Source organism: Streptomyces sp. 3N207, from assembly GCF_052246355.1.
GTDB lineage: Bacteria > Actinomycetota > Actinomycetes > Streptomycetales > Streptomycetaceae > Streptomyces.
In genome coordinates, this window is record NZ_JBQQBV010000010.1 from 260,752 (window position 1) to 281,734 (window position 20,983).

The 20,983-nt window shown below is 69.5% G+C and carries 19 protein-coding genes; 5 read left to right on the plus strand and 14 right to left on the minus strand.

The genetic code is table 11. The annotated features are described in order from the left end of the window. The first annotated feature begins 3 nt into the window (after window positions 1–3). Complete coding sequence (locus ACTWP9_RS18130) at window positions 4–1,071, plus strand: LacI family DNA-binding transcriptional regulator (protein WP_443247220.1); 1,068 nt, start codon at window positions 4–6, stop codon at window positions 1,069–1,071. Window positions 1,072–1,107: 36 nt separating this feature from the next. Further along, window positions 1,108–1,989 (plus strand): phosphatase PAP2 family protein, encoded by an 882-nt coding sequence (locus ACTWP9_RS18135; RefSeq protein WP_443247221.1) that lies wholly within the window; start codon window positions 1,108–1,110, stop codon window positions 1,987–1,989. Between the two features lie 22 nt (window positions 1,990–2,011). Here ACTWP9_RS18135 and ACTWP9_RS18140 read toward each other — a convergent pair whose 3' ends face one another. Both ACTWP9_RS18140 and glnA read right to left on the minus strand, forming a co-directional pair. After that, the gene (locus ACTWP9_RS18140; RefSeq protein ID WP_443247256.1) at window positions 2,012–5,026 is read right to left on the minus strand and encodes a bifunctional [glutamine synthetase] adenylyltransferase/[glutamine synthetase]-adenylyl-L-tyrosine phosphorylase; all 3,015 of its coding nucleotides are present in this window, start codon (window positions 5,024–5,026) and stop codon (window positions 2,012–2,014) included. A gap of 184 nt (window positions 5,027–5,210) precedes the next feature. Beyond that, window positions 5,211–6,572 carry a type I glutamate--ammonia ligase gene (gene glnA, locus ACTWP9_RS18145; RefSeq protein WP_443247222.1) on the minus strand — a complete coding sequence of 454 codons (1,362 nt, stop codon included), beginning with the start codon at window positions 6,570–6,572 and terminating at the stop codon, window positions 5,211–5,213. Between the two features lie 280 nt (window positions 6,573–6,852). On the opposite strand from glnA, the gene ACTWP9_RS18150 reads away from it, so the two are divergent. Further along, window positions 6,853–7,974, plus strand: coding sequence for an LLM class flavin-dependent oxidoreductase (locus ACTWP9_RS18150; RefSeq protein WP_443247223.1), 1,122 nt, complete (start codon window positions 6,853–6,855; stop codon window positions 7,972–7,974). Continuing rightward, a complete protein-coding gene (locus ACTWP9_RS18155; RefSeq protein ID WP_443247224.1) occupies window positions 7,971–8,624 on the plus strand; it encodes an FMN reductase in 654 nt (217 codons plus the stop codon). Before ACTWP9_RS18150 ends, ACTWP9_RS18155 begins: the two co-directional genes overlap by 4 nt. 79 nt (window positions 8,625–8,703) lie before the next feature. Here the strand turns inward: ACTWP9_RS18155 and ACTWP9_RS18160 are convergent, their stop codons facing one another. From ACTWP9_RS18160 to ACTWP9_RS18180, 5 genes are read right to left on the minus strand one after another with little or no spacing between them, the layout of a single operon-like run. Then, on the minus strand, window positions 8,704–9,378 hold the full coding sequence (locus tag ACTWP9_RS18160) for a hypothetical protein (RefSeq protein ID WP_443247225.1): 675 nt from the start codon (window positions 9,376–9,378) through the stop codon (window positions 8,704–8,706). Further along, on the minus strand, window positions 9,375–10,235 hold the full coding sequence (locus ACTWP9_RS18165) for an SMI1/KNR4 family protein (protein ID WP_443247226.1): 861 nt from the start codon (window positions 10,233–10,235) through the stop codon (window positions 9,375–9,377). Before ACTWP9_RS18165 ends, ACTWP9_RS18160 begins: the two co-directional genes overlap by 4 nt. Window positions 10,236–10,249: 14 nt before the next feature. Next, a complete protein-coding gene (locus ACTWP9_RS18170; protein WP_443247227.1) occupies window positions 10,250–10,402 on the minus strand; it encodes a DUF397 domain-containing protein in 153 nt (50 codons plus the stop codon). Continuing rightward, the gene (locus ACTWP9_RS18175; RefSeq protein WP_443247257.1) at window positions 10,399–10,590 is read right to left on the minus strand and encodes a DUF397 domain-containing protein; all 192 of its coding nucleotides are present in this window, start codon (window positions 10,588–10,590) and stop codon (window positions 10,399–10,401) included. Before ACTWP9_RS18175 ends, ACTWP9_RS18170 begins: the two co-directional genes overlap by 4 nt. Further along, window positions 10,499–11,422 (minus strand): helix-turn-helix domain-containing protein, encoded by a 924-nt coding sequence (locus tag ACTWP9_RS18180; protein ID WP_443247228.1) that lies wholly within the window; start codon window positions 11,420–11,422, stop codon window positions 10,499–10,501. The genes ACTWP9_RS18175 and ACTWP9_RS18180 overlap by 92 nt, the downstream gene beginning before the upstream one ends. A 144-nt stretch (window positions 11,423–11,566) precedes the next feature. On the opposite strand from ACTWP9_RS18180, the gene ACTWP9_RS18185 reads away from it, so the two are divergent. Continuing rightward, a complete protein-coding gene (locus ACTWP9_RS18185) occupies window positions 11,567–11,782 on the plus strand; it encodes a hypothetical protein (RefSeq protein WP_443247229.1) in 216 nt (71 codons plus the stop codon). Window positions 11,783–11,917: 135 nt separating this feature from the next. Here ACTWP9_RS18185 and ACTWP9_RS18190 read toward each other — a convergent pair whose 3' ends face one another. The 7 genes from ACTWP9_RS18190 to ACTWP9_RS18220 form a co-directional block, all read right to left on the minus strand. Continuing rightward, on the minus strand, window positions 11,918–12,664 hold the full coding sequence (locus ACTWP9_RS18190) for a hypothetical protein (RefSeq protein WP_443247230.1): 747 nt from the start codon (window positions 12,662–12,664) through the stop codon (window positions 11,918–11,920). Window positions 12,665–12,778: 114 nt separating this feature from the next. Continuing rightward, window positions 12,779–14,758, minus strand: coding sequence for a glycoside hydrolase family 127 protein (locus tag ACTWP9_RS18195; protein ID WP_443247231.1), 1,980 nt, complete (start codon window positions 14,756–14,758; stop codon window positions 12,779–12,781). Further along, a complete protein-coding gene (locus ACTWP9_RS18200; protein ID WP_443247232.1) occupies window positions 14,755–16,782 on the minus strand; it encodes a glycoside hydrolase family 31 protein in 2,028 nt (675 codons plus the stop codon). The genes ACTWP9_RS18195 and ACTWP9_RS18200 overlap by 4 nt, the downstream gene beginning before the upstream one ends. Before the next feature lie 5 nt (window positions 16,783–16,787). Continuing rightward, window positions 16,788–17,630, minus strand: coding sequence for a carbohydrate ABC transporter permease (locus ACTWP9_RS18205; protein WP_443247233.1), 843 nt, complete (start codon window positions 17,628–17,630; stop codon window positions 16,788–16,790). Further along, the gene (locus ACTWP9_RS18210) at window positions 17,627–18,634 is read right to left on the minus strand and encodes a carbohydrate ABC transporter permease (RefSeq protein ID WP_443247234.1); all 1,008 of its coding nucleotides are present in this window, start codon (window positions 18,632–18,634) and stop codon (window positions 17,627–17,629) included. Before ACTWP9_RS18210 ends, ACTWP9_RS18205 begins: the two co-directional genes overlap by 4 nt. 22 nt (window positions 18,635–18,656) lie before the next feature. Next, complete coding sequence (locus tag ACTWP9_RS18215) at window positions 18,657–19,907, minus strand: sugar ABC transporter substrate-binding protein (protein ID WP_443247235.1); 1,251 nt, start codon at window positions 19,905–19,907, stop codon at window positions 18,657–18,659. After that, complete coding sequence (locus ACTWP9_RS18220) at window positions 19,904–20,959, minus strand: LacI family DNA-binding transcriptional regulator (RefSeq protein ID WP_443247236.1); 1,056 nt, start codon at window positions 20,957–20,959, stop codon at window positions 19,904–19,906. The genes ACTWP9_RS18215 and ACTWP9_RS18220 overlap by 4 nt, the downstream gene beginning before the upstream one ends. Between the last annotated feature and the right edge of the window lie 24 nt (window positions 20,960–20,983).

A 20,983-nucleotide genomic window follows, 5' to 3' on the forward strand; every position in this document is an offset into this window, starting at 1 on the left:
CCTGTGACCGCGCGGCTAGCTGACATCGCAGCACAAGCGGGGGTCAGCGAAGCCACCGTCAGCCGGGTGCTCAACGGCAAGCCGGGAGTGGCCGCGACCACCCGCGAATCGGTGCTGGCCGCGCTGGATGTGCTCGGCTACGAGCGCCCCGTCAAGCTGCGCCGCCGCAGCGAGGGCCTGGTGGGGCTGATCATCCCCGAGCTGGAGAACCCGATCTTCCCGGCCTTCGCGCAAGTCATCGCACAGGGCCTCACCCGGCAGGGCTACACCCCGGTCCTCGCCACCCAGACCCCCGGCGGCTCCACCGAGGACGAGTTGACGGAGATGCTGGTGGACCGGGGCGTCGCCGGGATCATCTTCGTCTCCGGGCTGCACGCCGACACCACGGCCGACATCGGGCGGTACGAACGCCTGCACGGCCAGGGTGTCCCCTTCGTCCTCGTCAACGGCTTCTCCGAGGGGGTGCGGGCGCCGTTCGTCTCGCCGGACGACCGCGCCGCCATGCGGCTGGCCGTCACCCATCTGGCCTCGCTCGGCCATGAACGCATCGGGCTGGCCCTCGGCCCGGAGCGCTTCGTGCCCGTGCAGCGCAAGATCGAGGGCTTCACCCGGACCATGCGCGAGCACTTCCGGCGGGATACCGCCGAGCTGATCGAGCACTCCCTCTACACCCTCGAAGGCGGTCAGGCCGCGGCCGGTGCGCTGCTCGGGAGGGGCTGCACCGCCGTGGTGTGTGCCAGCGACATGATGGCTCTCGGCGCGATCCGCGCGGCCCGGCAGCGCGGGCTGTCGGTGCCCGACGATGTCTCGGTCATCGGATTCGACGACTCCCCCCTCATCGCCTTCACCGATCCGCCGCTGACCACCATCCGGCAGCCCGTCACCGCGATGGGGCAGGCCGCCGTACGGGCGCTGCTGGAAGAGATCGGCGGCACTCCCGCACCGCACAGCGAGTTCGTCTTCCTGCCGGAACTGGTGGTACGCGGCTCCACCGCATCCCGTAGGAGAAGTGGTCGTCGGAAGTCCACCGACGGTACGACGTCAGGTGTCCAAGACCCGACCGCAGGATGATCGGGCGGGGGCCCCTGTCTGGCAGACTGTCGCCCTATGGGGGTACCGACCACGAGGACCGAAGACGCCAGCCCGCAGGAGACGAGCGAAGCCCCGGCTGAGCAGACCGCTGCACATGCCGAGAGGGACGATGCGGAAGTCGGCGGAGCGCAGGCCGCGGGCCGCGGGACCTTGGCACGGTGGCGTTCGCCCCGACACCCCCGGCTGTGGTTCGAGATCGTGCTGATCGCGGTCAGCTACTGGACGTACTCCCTGATCCGCAACGCGGTCCCGGAGCAGCGTGCGGAGGCGTTGCGCAACGCCGACTGGATCTGGCGTACCGAGCATGCGCTGGGTATCGCCGTCGAGCACTCCATCAACCATGCGGTGGGCGGCGTGACGTGGCTGATCGTCACGATGAACTACTACTACGCCACGCTGCACTTCATCGTGACGATCGGTGTGCTGGTGTGGCTCTACCGCGCGCATCCGGGGCGGTACGCCGCGACGCGGCTGGTGCTGTTCGCCACCACCGGCAGCGCGCTGCTGGGCTACTACCTCTTCCCGCTCGCGCCGCCGCGGTTGATGGGCGGAGGGCACTTCATCGACACCGTGCAGGTGCACCAGACGTGGGGCTCCATGGCGTCCGGGAACCTCGCGCAGATGTCCAACCAGTACGCGGCCATGCCCTCCATGCACATAGGGTGGTCCGTCTGGTGCGGGATCACCATCGCGATGCTGGCTCGGCCTGTGTGGGTGAAGGTGCTCGGGGTGTTGTATCCCGTCACCACGCTGACCGTCATCGTGAGCACGGCCAACCACTTCTGGCTCGACGCCGTGGGAGGGCTGCTCTGCCTCGCCTTGGGCTTCGCCCTCTCCTATGCCTGGTACGGCCGCGTCTCCTATCACCTCCCCCGTTTGGCCGCCGCTCCGGCGTGAGGGGTGAGGTTGTGGGGGCGACTCACTCCGCGGCGTAGAAGACGCGGTCGACGACGGCACGGGCCCGCCGGGTGACGCGGCGGTAGTCGTCGAGCATTTCGCCGACGTGGCCCGGCTCATAGCCGAGATAGCGCCCGACGGCGGCGAGTTCCCGGGACTCGGAGGGAAAGGTGTCCCCGGGCCGCCCCCGTACGAGCATCACGGCGTTGCGGACCCGCGAGGCGAGCACCCACGCCTCGTCGAGGACATCGGCGTCATCGGCACCGAGCAAGCCCGCGTCGCGCGCAGCGGTCAGCGCGTCCCGCGTCCGGGTGGTCCGCAAGGCGGACACCTGCGCACCGTGCCGGAGCTGCAGCAACTGCACGGTCCACTCGACATCGGTGAGCCCGCCGCGGCCCAGCTTGGCGTGGGTCGTGGGGTCGGCACCGCGCGGCAGCCGTTCGCTCTCCATACGGGCCTTGAGCCGGCGGATCTCGCGCTCGGCGTCGTCGGCCAGGCCCCCGGCGGGGTAGCGGAGCGGGTCGATCAGCTCGATGAACCGCTCCCCCAGTCCGGCGTCGCCCGCCACGAACTCGGCCCGCAGCAGCGCCTGGCTCTCCCAGACGACGGACCAGCGGTCGTAGTAGGCGGCGTAGGAGCTCAGCGAGCGGGCGAGGGCGCCGGACTTGCCCTCGGGGCGCAGGTCGGCGTCGATGACCAGCGGCGGGTCGGAGGTCGGCAGCTGGAGGAGCCGCCGCATCTCGGTGGCGACCGCGAAGGCGGCCTTGCCCGCCTCGTGCTCGCTGACGCCCTCCCGGGGTTCGTGGACGAAGAGCACGTCCGCGTCGGAGCCGTAGCCCATCTCGTGGCCGCCGAAGCGCCCGACGGCGATGACGGCGAACCGGGTGGGCAGCTCGTCGCCCCACTGCTCGCGGACGGCGGCGCGCAGGGCTCCGGCGAGCGTGGCGGCGTTGATGTCGGTGAGCGCGTTGCCGACCCGGTCCAGGGCCTCGCCCGGCTCCTGCTGGGCCACGTCCTCGGTGCCGTACGCGCCGATCAGGTCGGCGGCGGCGGTACGGAACAGCTCCCGGCGGCGCACCCCGCGCGCGGCGGCGACGGCTGCTTCGGCTCCCTCGGCGCGGCCGACGGCGGCCAGGGTCTCCTGGCTGAGCGCGGGCCGCGACCGGGGGCGCAGCCCGTTCTCGTCGCCGAGCAGGGCGACGGCCTCGGGGGCGCGCAGCAGCAGATCGGGGGCGAACCGGCCGGCCGACAGGACGCGGGCGAGGTTCTCCGCGGCGGCGCCTTCGTCGCGGAGGAGGCGGAGGTACCAGGGCGATTTGCCGAGCGCGTCGGAGACCTTGCGGAAGCCGAGCAGTCCGGCGTCCGGGTCGGCGGAGTCGGCGAACCAGCCGAGCAGCACCGGCAGCAGGGTGCGCTGGATGGCGGCCTTGCGGGTGACGCCGGAGGCCAGCGCCTCCAGATGGCGCAGCGCGGCAGCCGGGTCGGCGTAGCCGAGGGCTTCGAGGCGCTGCCGGGCCGCCTTCGGCGAGAGGCGTTCGTGCCCGGCCTCCAGCTGGGCCACGGCGTCCAGCAGCGGACGGTAGAACAGCTTCTCGTGCAGGCGGCGTACGGCTGTGGCGTGCCGCCGCCATGCCTTGTGCAGCTCGGTGACGGGCTCGCTGCGGTAGCCCAGCGAGCGGCCGAGGCGGCGCTGGTCGGGCTCCGACTCGGGCATCAGATGCGTACGCCGCAGCTGGTGCAGCTGGATGCGGTGCTCCATGGTGCGCAGGAAGCGGTAGGCGGCATCCAGCGCCGCCGCGTCCTGGCGGCCCACATAGCCGCCCGCGGCCAGCGCGTCGAGCGCCTCCAGGGTGGTGGAGCTGCGCAGCGAGGTGTCGCTGCGGCCGTGTACGAGCTGGAGGAGCTGGACGGCGAACTCGACGTCCCGCAGCCCGCCGGGGCCCAGTTTCAGCTCGCGGTCCAGCTGGGCCGCGGGGATGCTGGCGACCACGCGGCGGCGCATCTGCTGGACGTCGGTGACGAAGTTGTCCCGCTCGGCCGCCTGCCAGACCATCGGCGCCACGGCTTCCACGTACTCCTGGCCCAGCGCCACATCGCCCGCCACCGGGCGGGCCTTGAGCAGCGCCTGGAACTCCCAGGTCTTGGCCCAGCGCTGGTAGTAGGCCAGATGGCTGCTGAGGGTACGGACGAGCGGCCCGTTGCGGCCCTCGGGGCGCAGGTTGGCGTCGACGGGCCAGATGGTGCCCTCGGCGGTGGTGGCGGAGCAGATCCGCATCAAGTGCGCTGCCAGCCGGGTGGCGGCCTTGAGCGCCTGCTCGGCCTCCTCGCCCGATTCGGCACCCTGGCCGACGGTGGCCGGTTCGGCGACGAAGATGACGTCCACGTCGGAGACGTAGTTGAGCTCGTGGCCGCCCGCCTTGCCCATGGCGACGACGGCCAGCCGGCAGGCGGCGGCATCCTGCGGTGCCGCGGTCTCGGCGATGGTCAGCGCCCGGCGCAGAGTGGCGGTCGCCAGATCCGCGAGCTCGGCGGCGGTCTGCGAGACATCGCTGGTGCCGCACACATCGCGCGCGGCGATGGACAGCAGCGCCCTGCGGTAGGCGACGCGCAGCGCGTCGGGCCCGTCGACGTCCTGCATCGCCACCTCGAACTCCGCCACCCCCGGGTGCAGGTCGGACGACTCGTAGGTGACCAGCGCCTCCCAGTCGTGCGGGTGGCTCGCGAGATGGTCGGCCAGCGCGTCGGAGGCGCCGAGGACGCCGAGCAGCCGGTCGCGCAGCGGCTTGGCCGTCAGCAGGGTGTCGAGGAGCGGCTGCGCGTCCTTGTCGAGCGCTTCGAGGGATTCGATGAGCCGGACGAGGCCGAAGAGGGCCAGGTCGGGGTCGGCGGTGGCGCCGAGCGCGTCGAGGAAGAGGGCGTCGTCACGGACCGGGGCGAGTGGCGGGCTGTCGAGCAGCCGCGCCGCGGTTTCCGGGTCGGTGAAACCGTGCCGCAACAGCCGCCCGTACCGGGTGCCCCGCCGCCCGTCTGGTGTCACGCTCACTCCTGTGTTCCTTTCCCCAGCCCCGCCCCTGCCCATTTTCGCCGGAGGCATCCCACGCCTCAGGAGGGACTACAAATTAGCCCCTCCTGAGGGCACCTTCGGCCGGAGGCCGGGGAGCTGGGGGGAGGGCCGGAACCGCCGCAGCACGGGCGGCTCCCTCGCAGCCCAGGCGGCTCCCTCACAGCACAGGCAGGCTCTTCCGCAGCTCGAAGGCGGTGACCTCGCTGCGGTACTCCTCCCACTCCTGCTTCTTGTTGCGCAGGAAGAAGTCGAAAACGTGCTCCCCCAGCGTCTGGGCGACCAGCTCGCTGCGTTCCATGAGGCTGATCGCCTCGCCGAGGTTCTGCGGCAGCGGCTCGATGCCCATGGCGCGCCGCTCCGCGTCGGAGAGCGCCCATACGTCGTCGTCGGCCCCGGCGGGGAGCTCGTACCCCTCCTCGATGCCCTTGAGGCCCGCGGCGAGCAGCACGGCGTACGCGAGGTAGGGGTTGGCGCCGGAGTCGAGGGAGCGCACCTCGATACGCGTCGAGCCGGTCTTGCCGGGCTTGTACATCGGTACGCGGATGAGCGCGGAGCGGTTGTTGTGGCCCCAGCAGATGTACGAGGGCGATTCGCCGCCCTCGCCGGCGGTGCGGTTGGCGCCGCCCCAGATGCGCTTGTAGGAGTTGACCCACTGGTTGGTGACGGCGGAGATTTCGCCCGCGTGGGTGAGCAGCCCGGCGATGAAGGAGCGGCCGACCTTGGAGAGCTGGTACTCGGCGCCGGACTCGTAGAAGGCGTTGCGGTCGCCCTCGAAGAGGGAGAGGTGGGTGTGCATGCCGGAGCCGGGGTATTCGGAGAACGGCTTGGGCATGAAGGTGGCCTGGACGCCCTGCTCCAGTGCGACCTGCTTCATGACCAGGCGGAACGTCATGATGTTGTCGGCCGTGGACAGTGCATCGGCGTAGCGCAGGTCGATCTCCTGCTGGCCGGGGGCTCCCTCGTGGTGGGAGAACTCCACGGAGATGCCCATGGACTCCAGCATGGTGATGGCCTGGCGGCGGAAGTCCATGCCGACGTTCTGGGGGGTGTGGTCGAAGTATCCGGAGGAGTCGGCGGGGACGGGGCGGGAGCCGTCCACCGGCTTGTCCTTGAGCAGATAGAACTCGATCTCCGGGTGGGTGTAGAAGGTGAACCCGAGATCCGACGCCTTGGCCAGCGCGCGCTTGAGGACGTAGCGCGGGTCGGCGTAGGAGGGGGACCCGTCCGGCATCAGGATGTCGCAGAACATTCGCGCGGTGCCGGGGGCCTCGGCCCGCCACGGCAGTATCTGGAAGGTGCTGGGATCGGGCTTGGCGATCATGTCGGACTCGTAGACGCGGGCGAACCCCTCGATGGCCGAGCCGTCGAAGCCCATCCCTTCATCAAACGCCTGCTCGAGTTCGGCGGGGGCGACCGCGACTGACTTCAGGAAGCCGAGGACATCGGTGAACCAGAGCCGGACGAACCGGATGTCGCGCTCCTCCAGCGTGCGGAGGACGAATTCCTGCTGCTTGTCCATGGGCCTATCCTTGCAGGTCAGAGGGTTCGCTCGGGTCCCCCGGCACACGGGGCCGTATCAGCATTCCACCACAGGGTTTCCGCCAGGTTGCATGGCCGGAGGCGATCGCCTCCAGGCACGCTTTCCGCGCACCCTGATTCGATCGTTTCACAGTGGCCGCCGGTGAGCACCGTGTGCCCGTGCGGCCGGAATTTTCCGGGACCCGGAGGCATTGAGAGGGGCATAGTTCAATAATCAACTACCTCCATCGATGAGCACTCCACCGAGGACGGCGAGCATCATGACGGCCACGGCCACCCCGACCCCGACGGCCCCCCTCCAGTTCGGGATCTTCACCGTCGGCGACGTGACGCCCGACCCCACCACGGGGCGGACCCCGACCGAGCACGAGCGGATCAAGGCGATGCTGGCCATCGCCGCGAAGGCGGAGGAGGTGGGGCTCGACGTCTTCGCCACCGGCGAACACCACAACCCGCCGTTCGTGCCGTCCTCGCCGACGACCATGCTCGGCTATCTGGCGGCCCGCACCGAGCGGCTGATCCTCTCCACCTCCACCACCCTGATCACCACCAACGACCCGGTGAAGATCGCCGAGGACTTCGCGATGCTCCAGCACATCGCGGACGGCCGGGTCGATCTGATGATGGGCCGCGGCAACACGGGGCCCGTCTATCCCTGGTTCGGCCAGGACATCCGGCAGGGCATCCCGCTGGCCATCGAGAACTACGCGCTGCTGCGCAGGCTGTGGACGGAGGACGTGGTCGACTGGGAGGGCCGCTTCCGTACGCCGCTCCAGGGCTTCACCTCCACCCCCCGCCCGCTGGACGGCGTACCGCCCTTCGTCTGGCACGGCTCGATCCGCAGCCCGGAGATCGCCGAGCAGGCCGCGTACTACGGCGACGGCTTCTTCGCCAACAACATCTTCTGGCCCAAGGACCACTTCAAGCGGCTGATCAACCTCTACCGCGACCGCTTCGAGCACTACGGTCACGGCACCCGCGAGCAGGCCCTGGTGGGGCTGGGCGGGCAGGTCTTCATGCGGCGCAGGTCCCAGGACGCGGTCAGCGAGTTCCGCCCCTACTTCGACAACGCGCCCGTCTACGGGCACGGCCCCAGCCTGGAGGAGTTCACCGACCAGACGCCGCTGACCGTCGGTAGCCCGCAGGAGGTCATCGACAAGACGCTGACCTTCCGCGAGTCCTTCGGCGACTACCAGCGCCAGCTCTTCCTCATGGACCACGCAGGGCTGCCGCTCAAGACCGTGCTGGAGCAGCTGGACATGCTGGGTGAGGAAGTCGTTCCGGTGCTGCGGAAGGAGATGGCAGCGGACCGACCGGCCGGTACGGCCGATGCGCCGACGCATGCGGCCCGCGTCGCGGAGCGGGAGGGAGCTGCCGTATGACGTATGTGAACGGTGCCCGGCCGGTGCGGCTGGCCGTCGTCTCTGCGGGGCTGAGCGAGCCCTCGTCCACCCGGCTGCTGGCCGACCGGCTCGCGGAGGCGACACGGGTCGCGCTGCGGGAGGAGGACATCGAGGCCGAGGTCACCACCGTCGAACTGCGGGACGTGGCAACCGAGATCGCCCACAACTTCACCACCGGCTTCGCCGGCGGGGCGCTGCGCGAGGCGATCGCCGGGGTGACGGAGGCGGACGGACTGATCGCCGTCACACCGGTGTTCAGTGCCTCCTACAGCGGCCTGTTCAAGTCCTTCTTCGATGTCCTCGACGAGGGCACCCTGGCCGCCAAGCCCGTACTGCTGGGCGCCACCGGCGGTACCCCGCGTCACTCCCTGGTCCTGGAGCACGCCATGCGTCCGCTGTTCGCCTATCTGCGAGCAATCACGGTGCCGACCGCTGTGTACGCGGCCACCGATGACTGGGCCGCCCCGGACGACGGAGTGACCCCGTCGCTGCCCCGCCGGATGGCCCGCGCGGGCGGAGAGCTGGCGGGGCTGGTGGCGCCGCGCGCCAATGCGGGGGCCGCGCATTCGGGCGAGCCCGAAGTGATCCCCTTCGAGCAGCAGTTGGCGGCGTTGCGGGTGGAGGAGTGACCGAGCGCCCCCGGCCGCACCCCCAGCGCGTCAGGAGAAGGGTGACGTCCTGGGCGAGGCGACCCGCAGCACATCGCCGTCAGCCGGGGGTGGCGGCACGAGGCAAGGGCCCTTCTTTTCTTGCCGAATCGAATGCATCGATAACCGACTGAGCTCGGCGGCGTATCCAGTCTTCCGGTTCGTGCTCGACAAGTTCACATAGGGGCTCGACGAACTGCCAATACCCCGTGTAGCTGCTTCCCCAGAGGGCGGAGTAGCGAATCGCTGGGTCTCCGCTGGACATAGCATCCGTGATGCGATCGAATACTCCTCCGTCGAACTCTGGCGGCGCTGCCAGGCCGAGGCGAAGCACTGATTGCCCGACTGTCCGCACGGTGTCGGCTTCGTCGTATTCTCGGTAGAGCTCCTCCACCGTCCAGGCATTCAGATACCTTGCCACCGCCATGGCAAGCGAATCCGAATAGTCCTGATCCTCCCCGGTGACGACAATGTATCCGATGCCAGCAGTGGCGTCGACGATGTAATGCAGTGCGAGAGCTCCCAAGTGTCTTTCCCACAAGGGATTTCCTTCGGCCGCCCAGACGATCTGGCCGTCGACCTGGTTCTCCCGGTCTCGATCATTCTGGTGGACCACCGGCCACCCATACACTTGCGCATAGTCTTCGACGTCGTCCGCCGTGGTGTCCGGCCGCAGGACGTAGCGGCGCGTTTGGTGCACGAGAGCCTCGTTGGCTCCAGTCTTATCGGTGCTCACAGACTCATCCTGTCAGGATCCAGCGCCCCGGTCGGACAGGACGGAAGGTCCCACGCCGAGTCGCCGTGAGTGGACAGGACTCGGCACCCCATGGCCTCAACAGCGGCGAGTATCTCGGTGCGTGCCCGTTCTTCGTCAGCGAGCGGATAGCCGACGCGTATCTGATGTCCGTACGCCGTTTCGTAGGTCACTTCCCAATCGGACTCGGTGGCGACGAAGTGGTCCTGGTGTGCATCATCATCCGTCCAACTGCCGCGGCTTGCCGTGGGGGCCAGCCGCTCGCGCAGGATGCCAAGCCGTTCCGCGTAGGGCAGCGGCCCTTCGGACAACTCCACGTATACGTAGACGAGGTCTCGGTCGGGCGTGAACCATGGGGCGTCGAATGCTTCCCCCTCCTCTTCCGCCTCTTCGACTCGGAGTTCAATCTGTGCCGTGAGGAACTCGGCAGCACCGCAGTCCCACTCGTGGAATTCACCATCCCTTTGCTTCCACTTCACAACCTCCCATTCGTCCGGTTTTCCCTCGGTAAGCCAGCACAGCACGCCACCAAGGGAATCCAGCCCCCAGACCAACAGCCCACCGGGCTCTGGGTAGAGGGGAAACGGGAATTCCTCGGAGTGCTCTTCACGAAGTGGCCCCCAGGCGGTCAACAGCTCCTGGTTGTACTCGATGATGCGCTCTGGTGGGCAAGTGCTGAGCTCATCGCAGAACTGCCCGGCCCCATAGAGCCGGACCACCTGTTTGAAATCCGCAGGCAGCGAAAGGCCGAGCACTGCCTCCGTCTGCGTCCAGTCGGCATCTGCGCCCACAGGGTGGGCCGGCGGAGGCACCAAGGAGGTCAGCTTCTCAAGGCTCATGCCTCAGACGGTACCTACGCGGCCTGCGAAGCCCCTCCGGTGCTCAAGGGCCGGGGCGCCGACCGCTGTGTACGCGGCCACCGATGCAGTCCCGGGGCCCACTCGACGCAGTTGCCCCCTTGGCCGTCGCTGTAGCTGGACTTGATCCATGCGGGCCTCTCGTTCATGAGCGTCCCTCTGCTCCGCAGCGCTTCACGCCGTCGATGAATGTCTGCCAAGCGTCAGGTGAGAAGGACAGCGGCGCTCGGGTGGTGTCCTTACTGTCACGCACCGGGACGACCCCGCCGCCGGACACGAGACCCGGGGCCCACTCGACGCAATGTCCGCCCTGTTGGTCGGTGTAGCTGGACCTGATCCACATTGCGCTCATGTGCGCTCCTTACATTGCTGATTAGGGACTCAGAAGCCTTTGGCCCCAGCGCTGCGGCTCGCAACTGGTCGTAGAAGGATGACGCTCTGGAGAGGACATCCGGCGTCTCGTAGGACCGCCCGCCCTGCGGGCCCTCGACGTACACAACAGTCTTGCCGCCCGAGTAGTCCAGGATGCTGAACGGTGCGGTGAGTGCAACGCCTGCCGCATCGAAGGGCAGCACCTGCACGACCAACGTAGGATGACGTCTCGCCTCCTCCTCCACATGCAGCAGTTGCTCCGCCATGACTCGCGGAGAACCGATCTGCGTCCAGAGGCACGCTTCGTGCAGCACCACCCATACCCGAGGCGGATTACGGCGGTGCAGGATCTCCCGGCGTCGCAGACGGGTGACGACCAGTGCTTCCCGGTCGAGCTCCGGCGACAAATACCGACCGCTCTGCAGGACCGCCTGCGCGTACTCCTGAGTTTGGAACAAGCCCATGATGAGTGTCGTTGAGAAGTCCCGGATGCTGGTCGCTTCCCGCTCTGCATCAACGTAGGGCGCGAACCACTCCGGATACTCCCCCTTGACCACTCGCCGGAGCTGCCGGGCGAACAGATCGCCAGTGCCGAACGTGCGGTCACACGCCTCAGCGAACTTCGTGGAGGGCAGGATCTTCCCCGACTCCACTTGACTCACGTAGCTCTGGGTGTACCCGGTGGCGGAGGCAAACGCCGTCTGCGAGATCTTCCGCGCTGTCCGGACTCGTTGAACGTCAGCGCCGAGTCCCGGGGGGACATTAATACCCCCTAAGCGCTTGCGCGACGTACCCATACTGACAAGCCCCAACTACTCGCAAAGCTGCCCAGCTTGAAATCAGCGCCATAAAAGATGGCGCTGATAGCGAGCCATCATAGGTCCACCCGTGTTGTTCTCACCACAGCGAGTGACCAGCAACTACCGCGGCAGGTGAGACGCATGGAGCACCCCGAACCAACCAACGACGACCCGCAAGAAAGCCCTCCGCAGGAGCGGTGGGCCTGCGAGGACTGTGGGTGGTTCCGCACGATGATCAGTCGGGCGGCATTCGACCCGGAGCCGCGGGCCGACCTCGAAGCGCTCTTCGGCGCCCATCTGCACCGCAAGCACACGCCGGAGGCGCAAAGCGCGCAGCGGCGGTCGCGGGGTGTGTGAGATGTGGGCCGTGGGCGACGTGGCGCAGGACAGGAAGACCGGCATGACGGGCGAGATCATCCAGGTGACGGGGCCCGCGCCGTTCATCTACCGGCTCATGGTGCGTGAGGGTCGTTCACCCCTCGTCGTCTACCGCTATGGCGACCAACTCCGTCCCGTACCGCCCCACCTGGCGACCACTCGATCCGCCACCAGGTACTCTGCCCCGCAGTCCGGGCAAGCGGCCCGTCCGAAGAGGTAGGGCACGGCGCGGGCCACGCTGTCCTGGCTGTCGGCGAGGGCCCGATCGTGCAGGCGCTTTGCCAGGGGCTCCAGTTCGTTCGGCGGGAGGGGGCGGAGGGGGGACTTGGCGGCGGCCTTCAAGGCGTAGTCGTCGGTGGAGCAGAAGGTCTCGTCCTCTCCGATCACGACGAAGACGTCGACGCCGCAGTGCGGGCAGTCGACTTCGTACTCCCCGGTGTGGAGGCCCTCCAGGCAGCGAGCCCAGACCCCGATCCCCTCGAAGGCGAGCAGGGCCTGCAGCAAGCACACGTACTCGTCCGCGGCTGTCGTCCGGCTCAAGTGCTGGTCCGTGAGCCGGTGCAGGGTCGCGAGGGGAGCCCGGCAGGGGCTGAGGGGGCCGGTGGGGCCCGGTACGCAGGCGACGATCGCCCCGGCGGCCAGCAGTACGTCGGCCAGGCTCTCGGGGCCGCAGGCTGTCGCGATCCGGGCCAGGCGTGGAAGGGCTGCGAAGGCGGCCGGGAAGGCGGTGTCCAGCTGAGGGCACAGGTGATCCATCAGCTCGGACCAGACGCCGCTCGGGTCGGCCTCGAACCGGTCCAGCAGAGCTGGAACGTGCTCTGCCGAACCGCACGCATCGCTGAGCGTCGCCCAATCCGTCACGTACTCATCCAACCAGGCGGCAGCCAGGCGCACCTCGACCGTCTGGAGCTGAGGCTGGAGCTCATCGGGGTCGTCGGCACGTTTGCGGTCGGCGCCGTGGTCGCTGGCGTCGTCTCATGGGTGCCGGGCGGGGAGCCAGACGCGCATGGCGGAGGGGGCGCGTTCGGCCCACTGGTGGTACGGAACGAGGGGGAGCTCGACCGTCCGGGCGCCGTCCGGCGTGTGCGGGGCGGGGGCCGGTCCGTAGGGCCAGGCCGGTCCGGGACCGGGGCGGGGGGTGGTGAACGCGCGGACGAGGACCTGGCCGTCGCGTTCCACCGGCGCGGTGGCGGCGTCCACTGTCAGGGCTTCGAGGGTGGTGTCGGGCGGGAGGTCGAGGGATTCGGCGCAGTAGACGAGGGGGCCGCGTTCGACGGCCACGCAGCCGCGGGTGGCGTCGATGCGAGGGTCCGGCCATGTGTAGCGCGGGGATACCGGGATGCTCAGCCGGATCTCCTCGCCCGCGACGAGTTGACGGTCAACGACGGCCAGTCCGGGGGCTGCGGGGTGCTGGTGGCCGCCCTCGTCGAGTACCGCGCCGCGGGCCCAGGCGGGGACGCGCAGGCGCAGCGCCATCGGGCCCGCGGGCGCGCGCAGTACACGTACGGTCACAAGGCCGTCGTGCGGGTAGGCGGTGTCGACCTCGATCTCGACGGTGCGACCGTCCCCCAGTTGGGCGCTGATTTGTCCCGCGGCGTACTGCAGCAGTGTCAGCTCCCGCTCCCCCGCCGTGGCCAGGTAGGTGTGCCAGGTGGCCAGGGTGCGGGCGACGTTGGTGGGGCAGCACGATACGTCGAACCATGCGGCGCGGGCGCCGCCTTCGGCGCGCGGGCTCACCTCGTCGTCGGATTCCTCGCCGTCGTCGGATTCCTCGTCGTCGGATTCCTCGCCGACCGCCCGCTGGTGCAGCGGGTTGGCGTAGAAGAAGGCCCGGCCGTCCGAGCGCGGCGAGGTGGCGATCACGTTGAAGGCGGTGCGCTCGATGAGGTCGGCGTACCGCAGCTGTCCGGTGGCGAGATAGAGCCGCCAGGACACCATGACCGAGGCGACGCCCGCGCAGGTCTCGCAGTAGGCGCGGTCCGGGGGCAGCTCCCAGTCCTCGCCGAAGCCCTCGTCCTGGTGGCGGGAGCCCATGCCGCCGGTCAGGTAGGTGCGCCGCGCCACCGCGTTCGTCCACTGGCGCTCGACCGCGGCAAGGAGCTCGGCGTCGTCGCACTCCACGGCCACGTCGACCGCGGCGGCCGACAGATACAGCTGGCGTACGGCGTGGCCGCGCCAGGTGGCGGCCTTGCGGATCGGCTCGTCGTCCTGGAAGTAGCCGCCGCTCCCGATACCGAACGGGACCCTCAGGGTCCGGTGACCGCGGCGGTCGAGGAACAGCCGCGCCTGTTCCACGTAACGCTCCTGGCCGAGTGCGCGCCCCAGCTCGGCGAGGCCCACCTCGATCTCCGGGTGGCCGCAGATGCCCGGCAGCCCGTCGGGGCCGAAGGTCGCGCAGACGTGGTCGGCGGCCCTGCGGGCGACGGCCACCAGTTCGTCGTCGCCCCAGGTGCGCAGCCGGGCGACGGCCGCCTGCAGCAGGTGGCCCGTGCAGTACAGCTCGTGCCCGAACTCCAGGTCGCTGTAGCGGGGCGGGTGGTTCGCGTGGCCGAAAGCGGTGTTGAGGTAGCCGTCAGGGTCCTGGGCGCGGGCGACACGCGCGGTCAGCCGCCGTACGGCGGCGTCGTACGCGTGCTCGCCCGAGCGGCCGTACTCCCAGGCCAGGGCCTCGATGAGCTTGTAGACCTCGGAGTCGGAGAAGGACCATCCGGGCCGCTCGGGGCCGGTGGTGCCGTCCGCGACGCGGTCGAAGTTGGCCAGCCAGCCCAGCCGCTCCATCCACTCCTCGCAGTGCGCGAGGGTCGCGGTGGCGTTGGTGGCCTGCAGCTTCGCCCAGAAGCCGCCGGTGAGCGCCACCTCTCCCATGCCGAGTGGCCGGCGGGCGCCCCGAGTCGGGACGACCGGTCGGCCGCCGTTCGGACCGACCGCAGTCGTCGCGTTCTCCTCGGCCGTCACGCGGCTCCTCCCTGGTACTCGTTCAGCGGCACGTCCGCTCCCTCGCGGATGAAGACGGGGATGCGGTCGATGGGTGCGGCGGCTTCCACGGTGGTTCCGCCGTCGTGGAGTTCGCCGGTCGCGGTGTCGGTCCAGCGGGTGCCGGCCGGGAGGTGGACCGGCCGTGAGCGTTGCCCGGCCTGGGCGACGGGGGCGACAAGGATGTCCGGACCGAACAGGAACGCGTCGTCGCTCTGCCAGGCGCGCGGATCGTCCGGGTAGTCCACGAACAGGGGCCGCATCGGCGGCAGCCCGGTCTGCGCGGCGGTACGCATCTGCCGGTGGATGTAGGGGCGCAGCCGCTCGCGCAGGTGCAGCAGACCGGAGATGATCTCGTACGCCTCGTCCCCGTACGACCACACCTCGTTCGGTCCGCCCGATTGCGCGTACGAGGTGGGGGTGCGGGGTTCGCGGTCGCCGTGCAGCCGGAACAGCGGGCAGAACACGCCGAACTGGAACCAGCGGATCATCAGTTCTCGGTAGGCGGCGTCGCGTGCGTCGCCGCCGTGGAAGCCGCCGATGTCGGTGGTCCACCACGGGATGCCGGAGACGGCGACGTTCAGGCCCGCACGGATCTGCTGCCGCAGGGATTCCCAGGTGGCGGGGATGTCCCCGGACCACACCGCGGCGCCGTACTTCTGCGCGCCCGCCCATGCCGAGCGGCACAGCAGAACTGTCGTTCCGGCCTCGCCGTCGGCGGCCATTCCCTCGGCGAACAGCCGGGCGTTGTCCCGCGGGTAGATGCCGGCGACCTCGGCGCCGGGGCCCGCGTACAGGGCCAGGTTCGCCGGGTGGGCCGGGTTCAGCTCGGGTTCGCAGGCGTCGAGCCAGAAGACCCTGATGCCCAGGTCGCGGTAGCCCTTCCGGACCAGCTCCCAGACGTAGGTGCGGGTTTCGGGGTTGGTCGGGTCGTAGAAGGCCACCGGCATCGGCACGGCCATGTGCTTGTCCTGGATGGTCTGGTGGAACTCGGCGCCCTGGTCGGTGCCGACGAGCAGGCCGCGGTCCCGGTAGTCGGCGAAGTGCTCGGACAGCGGGGAGACGGTCGGCCAGATGGAGACCATCAGCTCGACGCCCAGTTCGGCCAGTTCGTCGACCATGGCCCGGGGGTCGGGCCACTCGCTCGCGTCGAAGCGGTAGTCGCCCATTGCCGACCAGTGGAAGTAGTCGGTGACGATCACGGACAGCGGCAGGCCGCGGCGACGGTGCTCGCGGGCGACGGCGAGAAGTTCGTCCTGGTCGCGGTAGCGCAGCTTGGACTGCCAGAAACCGCTGGCCCACTGCGGGAGCTCCGGGGCGTGCCCGGTGGCGTCGGCGTACCGGGCGAGGATCTGCGCGGGCGTGGGGGCAGCGGTGAACCAGTAGTCGATCTCCCGGGCCTGGCCCGCCTGCCAGCGGGTGGCGTTCTGCGCGAACTCGACCCGTCCGAGTGCCGGGCTGTTCCAGAGCAGTCCATAGCCGCGGTCGGACAGCACGAAGGGGATCGACACCTCGCCGTTGCGCTGTACGAGATCCAGGGCCAGGCCCTTGAGGTCGAGCCGGCCGTGGGTGCGCTGGCCCATGCCGTACAGCTGCTCGTCGGGGTGGGCTGCGAACTGCTGGTGCACCTCGTAGGCGCCGGAGCGGTTGCCGTGGAAGACCCGTGCGCCGGGCAGCCAGAAGTGCTCCCGGCTCTCGGACAGCAGCACGGCTCCGGTGCCGGTGCGGGTGAAGGTCAACAGCGGCTCGGGGTGGGCGGCGGAGCGGTCGAAGTCCACCGTCACGGTCAGCTCGCCGTGGACCATCGTCGCGTGGTCCTCGGCGACGTCGATCCGTGGCGCCGGGGACGGCGGAGGCACCTCGTCCAGCGCGCCGTGGCTCTCGGCCGGGATGCGGTACTGCGCCGCGCGTATCCGGACGCTGTCCGCGCCCCACGCCTGGATGGTCAGGACCTCGTGCCGGTGTCGGACTTCGAGGGCGGTGGTGGACGGGTGGAAGGTCACCATGGGTTTCAGTCCTTCACAGCGCCGGCGGTGACCCCGCCGGCGACGAAGCGCTGGGCGACGACGAGGAGCACGGCCGCGGGCACGGACGCGACAACGGCGGTCGCCATGATCGAGTTCCATTCGGTGGTGTTGTTGCCGATGTAGGCGTAGATACCGAGAGTGATCGGGATCGCCTCGCCGTTCCGGTCGAGGGTGGAGGCGAAGACGAAGTCCGACCACGCCCACAGGAACGAGAACAGCGACACCGTCAGAACGGCGTTGCGGCCCAGCGGCAGCACCACGGAGACGAAGGTCCGCCAGGTGCCGGCGCCGTCGATCCGGGCGGCCTGCATCAGCTCGGAGGGGATGCCGGACATGAAGGCGGCGAGGACCATCACGCCGAACGGGACGGCGATGGTCGAGTCGGCGACGATCAGCCCCCATACGGAGTTGATCCAGCCGAGCCGCACATAGACGGCGTAGAAGCCGATCGCCATGACCACGCTGGGGATCATCTGGGCGACGAGCAGGACGAAGCTGACCGTGCCTCTGCCCCGGCGGAGCAGCTTGGCGAGGGCGAACCCGGCAGGTGCGGAGATCAGCAGGGTGAGCGCCACACAGCCCAGGCCGATACCGAGGCTGGTGCCGAGGGCGGGCAGCTGGTCCCGCAGGACGTCGCCGTACCCCTCGAACGTCGGGTTCCAGGGGAACCAGTGCGGCGGGTCGGCCCGCATGTCCTCGGTCCTGGTGAGGGAGACGTTGAACATCCAGTACACGGGGAAGAGCATCAGCGCGGTGAGGAAGACGCCCAGTGCGGTCTTCCACCGGGTGCGGCGCCTGGGTGCGGGCGGTGCCGTGCGGGTGGTCATGGCTGCTCCTCCCCTTCGTCCATGTTTTGGCGGTCTTGTCGACGCTGCAGCTGGAGGTAGACGAAGCCGAAGGCCAGCGCCATGAGGATGAGCAGATTGCCGACCGTGGCCGCTGGGGAGAAGTCGGGCTGCCCGGTGCCGAACGCCTCGCGGTAGGACCAGACCGCCAGGGTGGTGGAGACGTTGCCGGGGCCGCCGGTGGTCATGATCCAGACAACGTCCACGACCTTGAGCGTGTAGACCAGGCCGAGCAGCAGCGTGATCGCCGAGACGGGGCGCAGGAGTGGGAACGTCACGCGCCAGAACTGCTGCCAGGCGTTCGCCCCGTCCAGGGCCGCCGCCTCGTACAGGTCCTCCGGGATGTTCTGCAGCCCGGCGTGCAGGATGACGAGGTTGAACGGGATGCCGAGCCAGATGTTCGCGGTGATCACGGAGGTCAGGGCCCAGTCCGGATCGGTCAGCCAGTTGATCTGGCCGATACCGAACGCCTCCAGGGCCGCGTTGACGATGCCGTTGTCGCCGGCCAGCATCCACGCCCAGGTGGAGCCGGAGACGATCAGCGGCAGCAGCCACGGCACCAGGAACATTGCGCGCAGCACTCCGGAGAGCCGGAAGTTGGCACGGAAGAACACCGCGAGGGCGAGGCCGATCGCGTACTGCGCGGCGATCGAGACGAAGGTGAAAAGCAGCGTGTTGCCCAGCGCGAGGCCGAAGGTGTCGGAGGTGAGGACATCGTGGTAGTTGGCAAGGCCGGTGAACTCGGCGTCGCCGAGCACGAAAGCACGGACCGTGTAGTCGTGCACGCTGAGTTCGAGGTTCCGGTACAGCGGATAGGCGTAGAAGATCAGCAGGTAGGCCAGGAGCGGGGCCAGGAACGCCAGTCCCGCCCACTGGGTGGAGCGGATGCGCCGGTGCCGGCGCTGCCGCGGTGGCGGGGCGACGGGCGGCGGCTCGCCGCCGGTGGCACGCTCGGCGAGCGCGACCGGCTTGGTGGTCACTCTCATATCGGTTTCCTCCGGACGGCGCTCAGCCGACCTTGTCCTTCGCGGTCGACTGCGCCTCCTGCAAAGCCTCCTTGGGGCTCTTGGAACCGCTGAGACTCTTCTGTACGGCGTTCCAGAGCGGCTCGGAGATCTTCGGGTAGTCGGTGCCGAGGTTGCCGCTGGTGCGGCCCTTGGCGGTACGCACTGCCTCGACCCACGGCTTCAACCTGGGCTCGTCCTTGAGGAGTTGCTCCTGGGTGGCCTTGGTCGGCGGGATGTAGTACGCGAAGGTCTTGGCCGTCTCCACCATCCCCTTGGGGGTGGTCATGCACTTCGCGATCTTCTTGGTGACCTTGTAGCGGCCGGTGTCCTTCTGGACGGGCGCGGTGATGAACTCGCCGCCGGTCGGGGTCGGGGCCACGCCGCCGTTCTTGCCGGGGATCTGGATGACGCCGGTGTCGAACTTCGCCTTCGCGGCGCTGTTGACCTGCCAGGTGCCGTTCACGGCGAAGGCGAACTTGCCGGTCAGGAACTCCTCCCAGGTCGTGTTCTGGGAGTTGTTGATCACCGACTCGGGGGCGTAGCCCTTGTTCCGCCAGCCGGTCCACAGCTTCAGCGCGTCGGCCGCCTCCGGCGAGTCGAGGTCGTGCAGATCGGCGCCGGCCCCCCAGAACCACGGCAGGAACTGGAAGGAGCCCTCCTCGGTGCCGATCCCGGCAAAGGTGATGCCCTTCTTGCCCGCTCCGGTCACCTTCTTCAGCGCGGCGGTGAGAGAGTCCCAGTCCTTGACCGAGGCCGGGTCGACACCCGCGTCGTCGAGGACGTCCTTGTTGTAGTAGAGCGCGAGCGTGTTGGCGCCGACGGGGATGCCGTACTCCTTGCCGTCCACGACACCGGCCGCCAGCAGGTTCTTGTCGATGCCGGAGGTGTCGAGGCCGAACTCCTTCATCGTGGCGAGCATGCCGGTGTCGGCGAGGGTGGAGACGGCCGGATTGTCGAGCAGCATGAGGTCCGGCGACGTGTTCTCCTGGGCCGCCAGGAGCGCCTGGTTGGTGAGCGCTGTGGTGTCGTACGCGGTTCGCTTGATCTTGACGCCGGCCTTGTCGCCGCACTTGGCGACGCGCTTGGCCCAGTCGGACGACTTCTTGTGCTGCGGGTACGGGTCCCACCAGGTGTAGGTGTCGCCGGACTGCGCGCCTGAGGCGCCGCCGGTGTTGGACGCGCATCCGGTCACGGCCAGGACGGCGGCCCCGAAGACGGCTATCGCGCGGGCGGGCTTCGATGCGCTGCTCATGATGTTCCTCCTTGAACAGATGAGGTGCTGGGTATCGCGGGAGGCGGCCCGGTACTGCCGCGGTCGACGAGCTCGGGCGGGAGGAGACGCAGGACGTGCGGCTCCGCGCGGTTCTCCGGCGAGACGATGCGGCGCACCAGCTGGGTCACGGCAAGCTCGCCGAGCCGGTCCGGCGCGCTCTCGATCGAGGAGAACGGCAGCGAGAAGGTGCGGGCGAACTCGTCGGAGTACCGGCCGACGACCGACAGGTCCCGCGGCGCCGCGAGTCCGCGTGCGTGCAGCACCGACGGCAGCGCCGCAGCGGCGGCCTCGTTGCCCAGCAGCAGGCCGGTGGCGGTCGGATGGGCGTCGAGCAGCGCGTGCAGGGACCGCCCGACCTGAGGCTGCTGTGACTCGCCGAAGGATGCGTGGAGCCGGATCCCTCGGGCCCGTGCCTGCTGGGCCACCGCGTTCTGCAGCCGCCAGACGTAGGCGCCGCCCCGCTCGACGACGTGCGCGGGCTGCGAGACGAGGATCAGTTCGCGGTGGTGCAGCCGGTACATGTGGTCGACCATCAGCCGCCCTGCCGCCTCGAAGTCGAGGTCGAAGACGTCCACTCCGGAGCAGTCGCCGGGCAGTCCGACCAGCGTGCCGGGCTGCGGGGCCGTGCGCAGCAGGGGCAGCCGGGCGTCGTCCTGCGCCACGTTGAGCAGCACGACGCCGTCGACCATCCGCGAGGAGGTGATCCGGCGGAGTGCGCGGGCGCCGTCGGCCTCCGTGACGAGCAGCGTGTCGTAGCCGAGCGCCCGCGCGGTGTCGCTGACGCCGCGGATGTACTGCAGCATGGCCGGGGCGAACTCGTCCTCGAAGAACTGGGCGAGCAGCCCGATCACCCGCGTCTCCGCGGTGGCCAGCGCCCGGGCACCGGCGTTGGGCGTGTAGCCCAGCTCCCGGGCCGCGTCCCGGACGCGTTCTTGTACCTCCTGGGAGATGGAGCGCTTGCCGGACAGCGCGTACGACGCCGTACTGCGTGACACTCCGGCGGCGCGGGCGATATCGCCGATGGTGACCATGCTGCCTTCTCTCTCGGGCCGTTG

Bases quoted from the DNA above. Each gene is read 5' to 3' on its own strand.
- ACTWP9_RS18155 (WP_443247224.1), top strand. From the start codon at position 7,971: ATGACGTATGTGAACGGTGCCCGGCCGGTGCGGCTGGCCGTCGTCTCT.
- ACTWP9_RS18180 (WP_443247228.1), bottom strand. From the start codon at position 11,422: ATGGGTACGTCGCGCAAGCGCTTAGGGGGTATTAATGTCCCCCCGGGA.
- ACTWP9_RS18185 (WP_443247229.1), top strand. From the start codon at position 11,567: ATGGAGCACCCCGAACCAACCAACGACGACCCGCAAGAAAGCCCTCCG.
- ACTWP9_RS18200 (WP_443247232.1), bottom strand. From the start codon at position 16,782: ATGGTGACCTTCCACCCGTCCACCACCGCCCTCGAAGTCCGACACCGG.
- ACTWP9_RS18220 (WP_443247236.1), bottom strand. From the start codon at position 20,959: ATGGTCACCATCGGCGATATCGCCCGCGCCGCCGGAGTGTCACGCAGT.
- ACTWP9_RS18215 (WP_443247235.1), bottom strand. From the start codon at position 19,907: ATGAGCAGCGCATCGAAGCCCGCCCGCGCGATAGCCGTCTTCGGGGCC.
- ACTWP9_RS18210 (WP_443247234.1), bottom strand. From the start codon at position 18,634: ATGAGAGTGACCACCAAGCCGGTCGCGCTCGCCGAGCGTGCCACCGGC.
- ACTWP9_RS18135 (WP_443247221.1), top strand. From the start codon at position 1,108: ATGGGGGTACCGACCACGAGGACCGAAGACGCCAGCCCGCAGGAGACG.
- ACTWP9_RS18165 (WP_443247226.1), bottom strand. From the start codon at position 10,235: ATGAGCCTTGAGAAGCTGACCTCCTTGGTGCCTCCGCCGGCCCACCCT.
- ACTWP9_RS18150 (WP_443247223.1), top strand. From the start codon at position 6,853: ATGACGGCCACGGCCACCCCGACCCCGACGGCCCCCCTCCAGTTCGGG.
- glnA (WP_443247222.1), bottom strand. From the start codon at position 6,572: ATGGACAAGCAGCAGGAATTCGTCCTCCGCACGCTGGAGGAGCGCGAC.
- ACTWP9_RS18205 (WP_443247233.1), bottom strand. From the start codon at position 17,630: ATGACCACCCGCACGGCACCGCCCGCACCCAGGCGCCGCACCCGGTGG.
- ACTWP9_RS18170 (WP_443247227.1), bottom strand. From the start codon at position 10,402: ATGAACGAGAGGCCCGCATGGATCAAGTCCAGCTACAGCGACGGCCAA.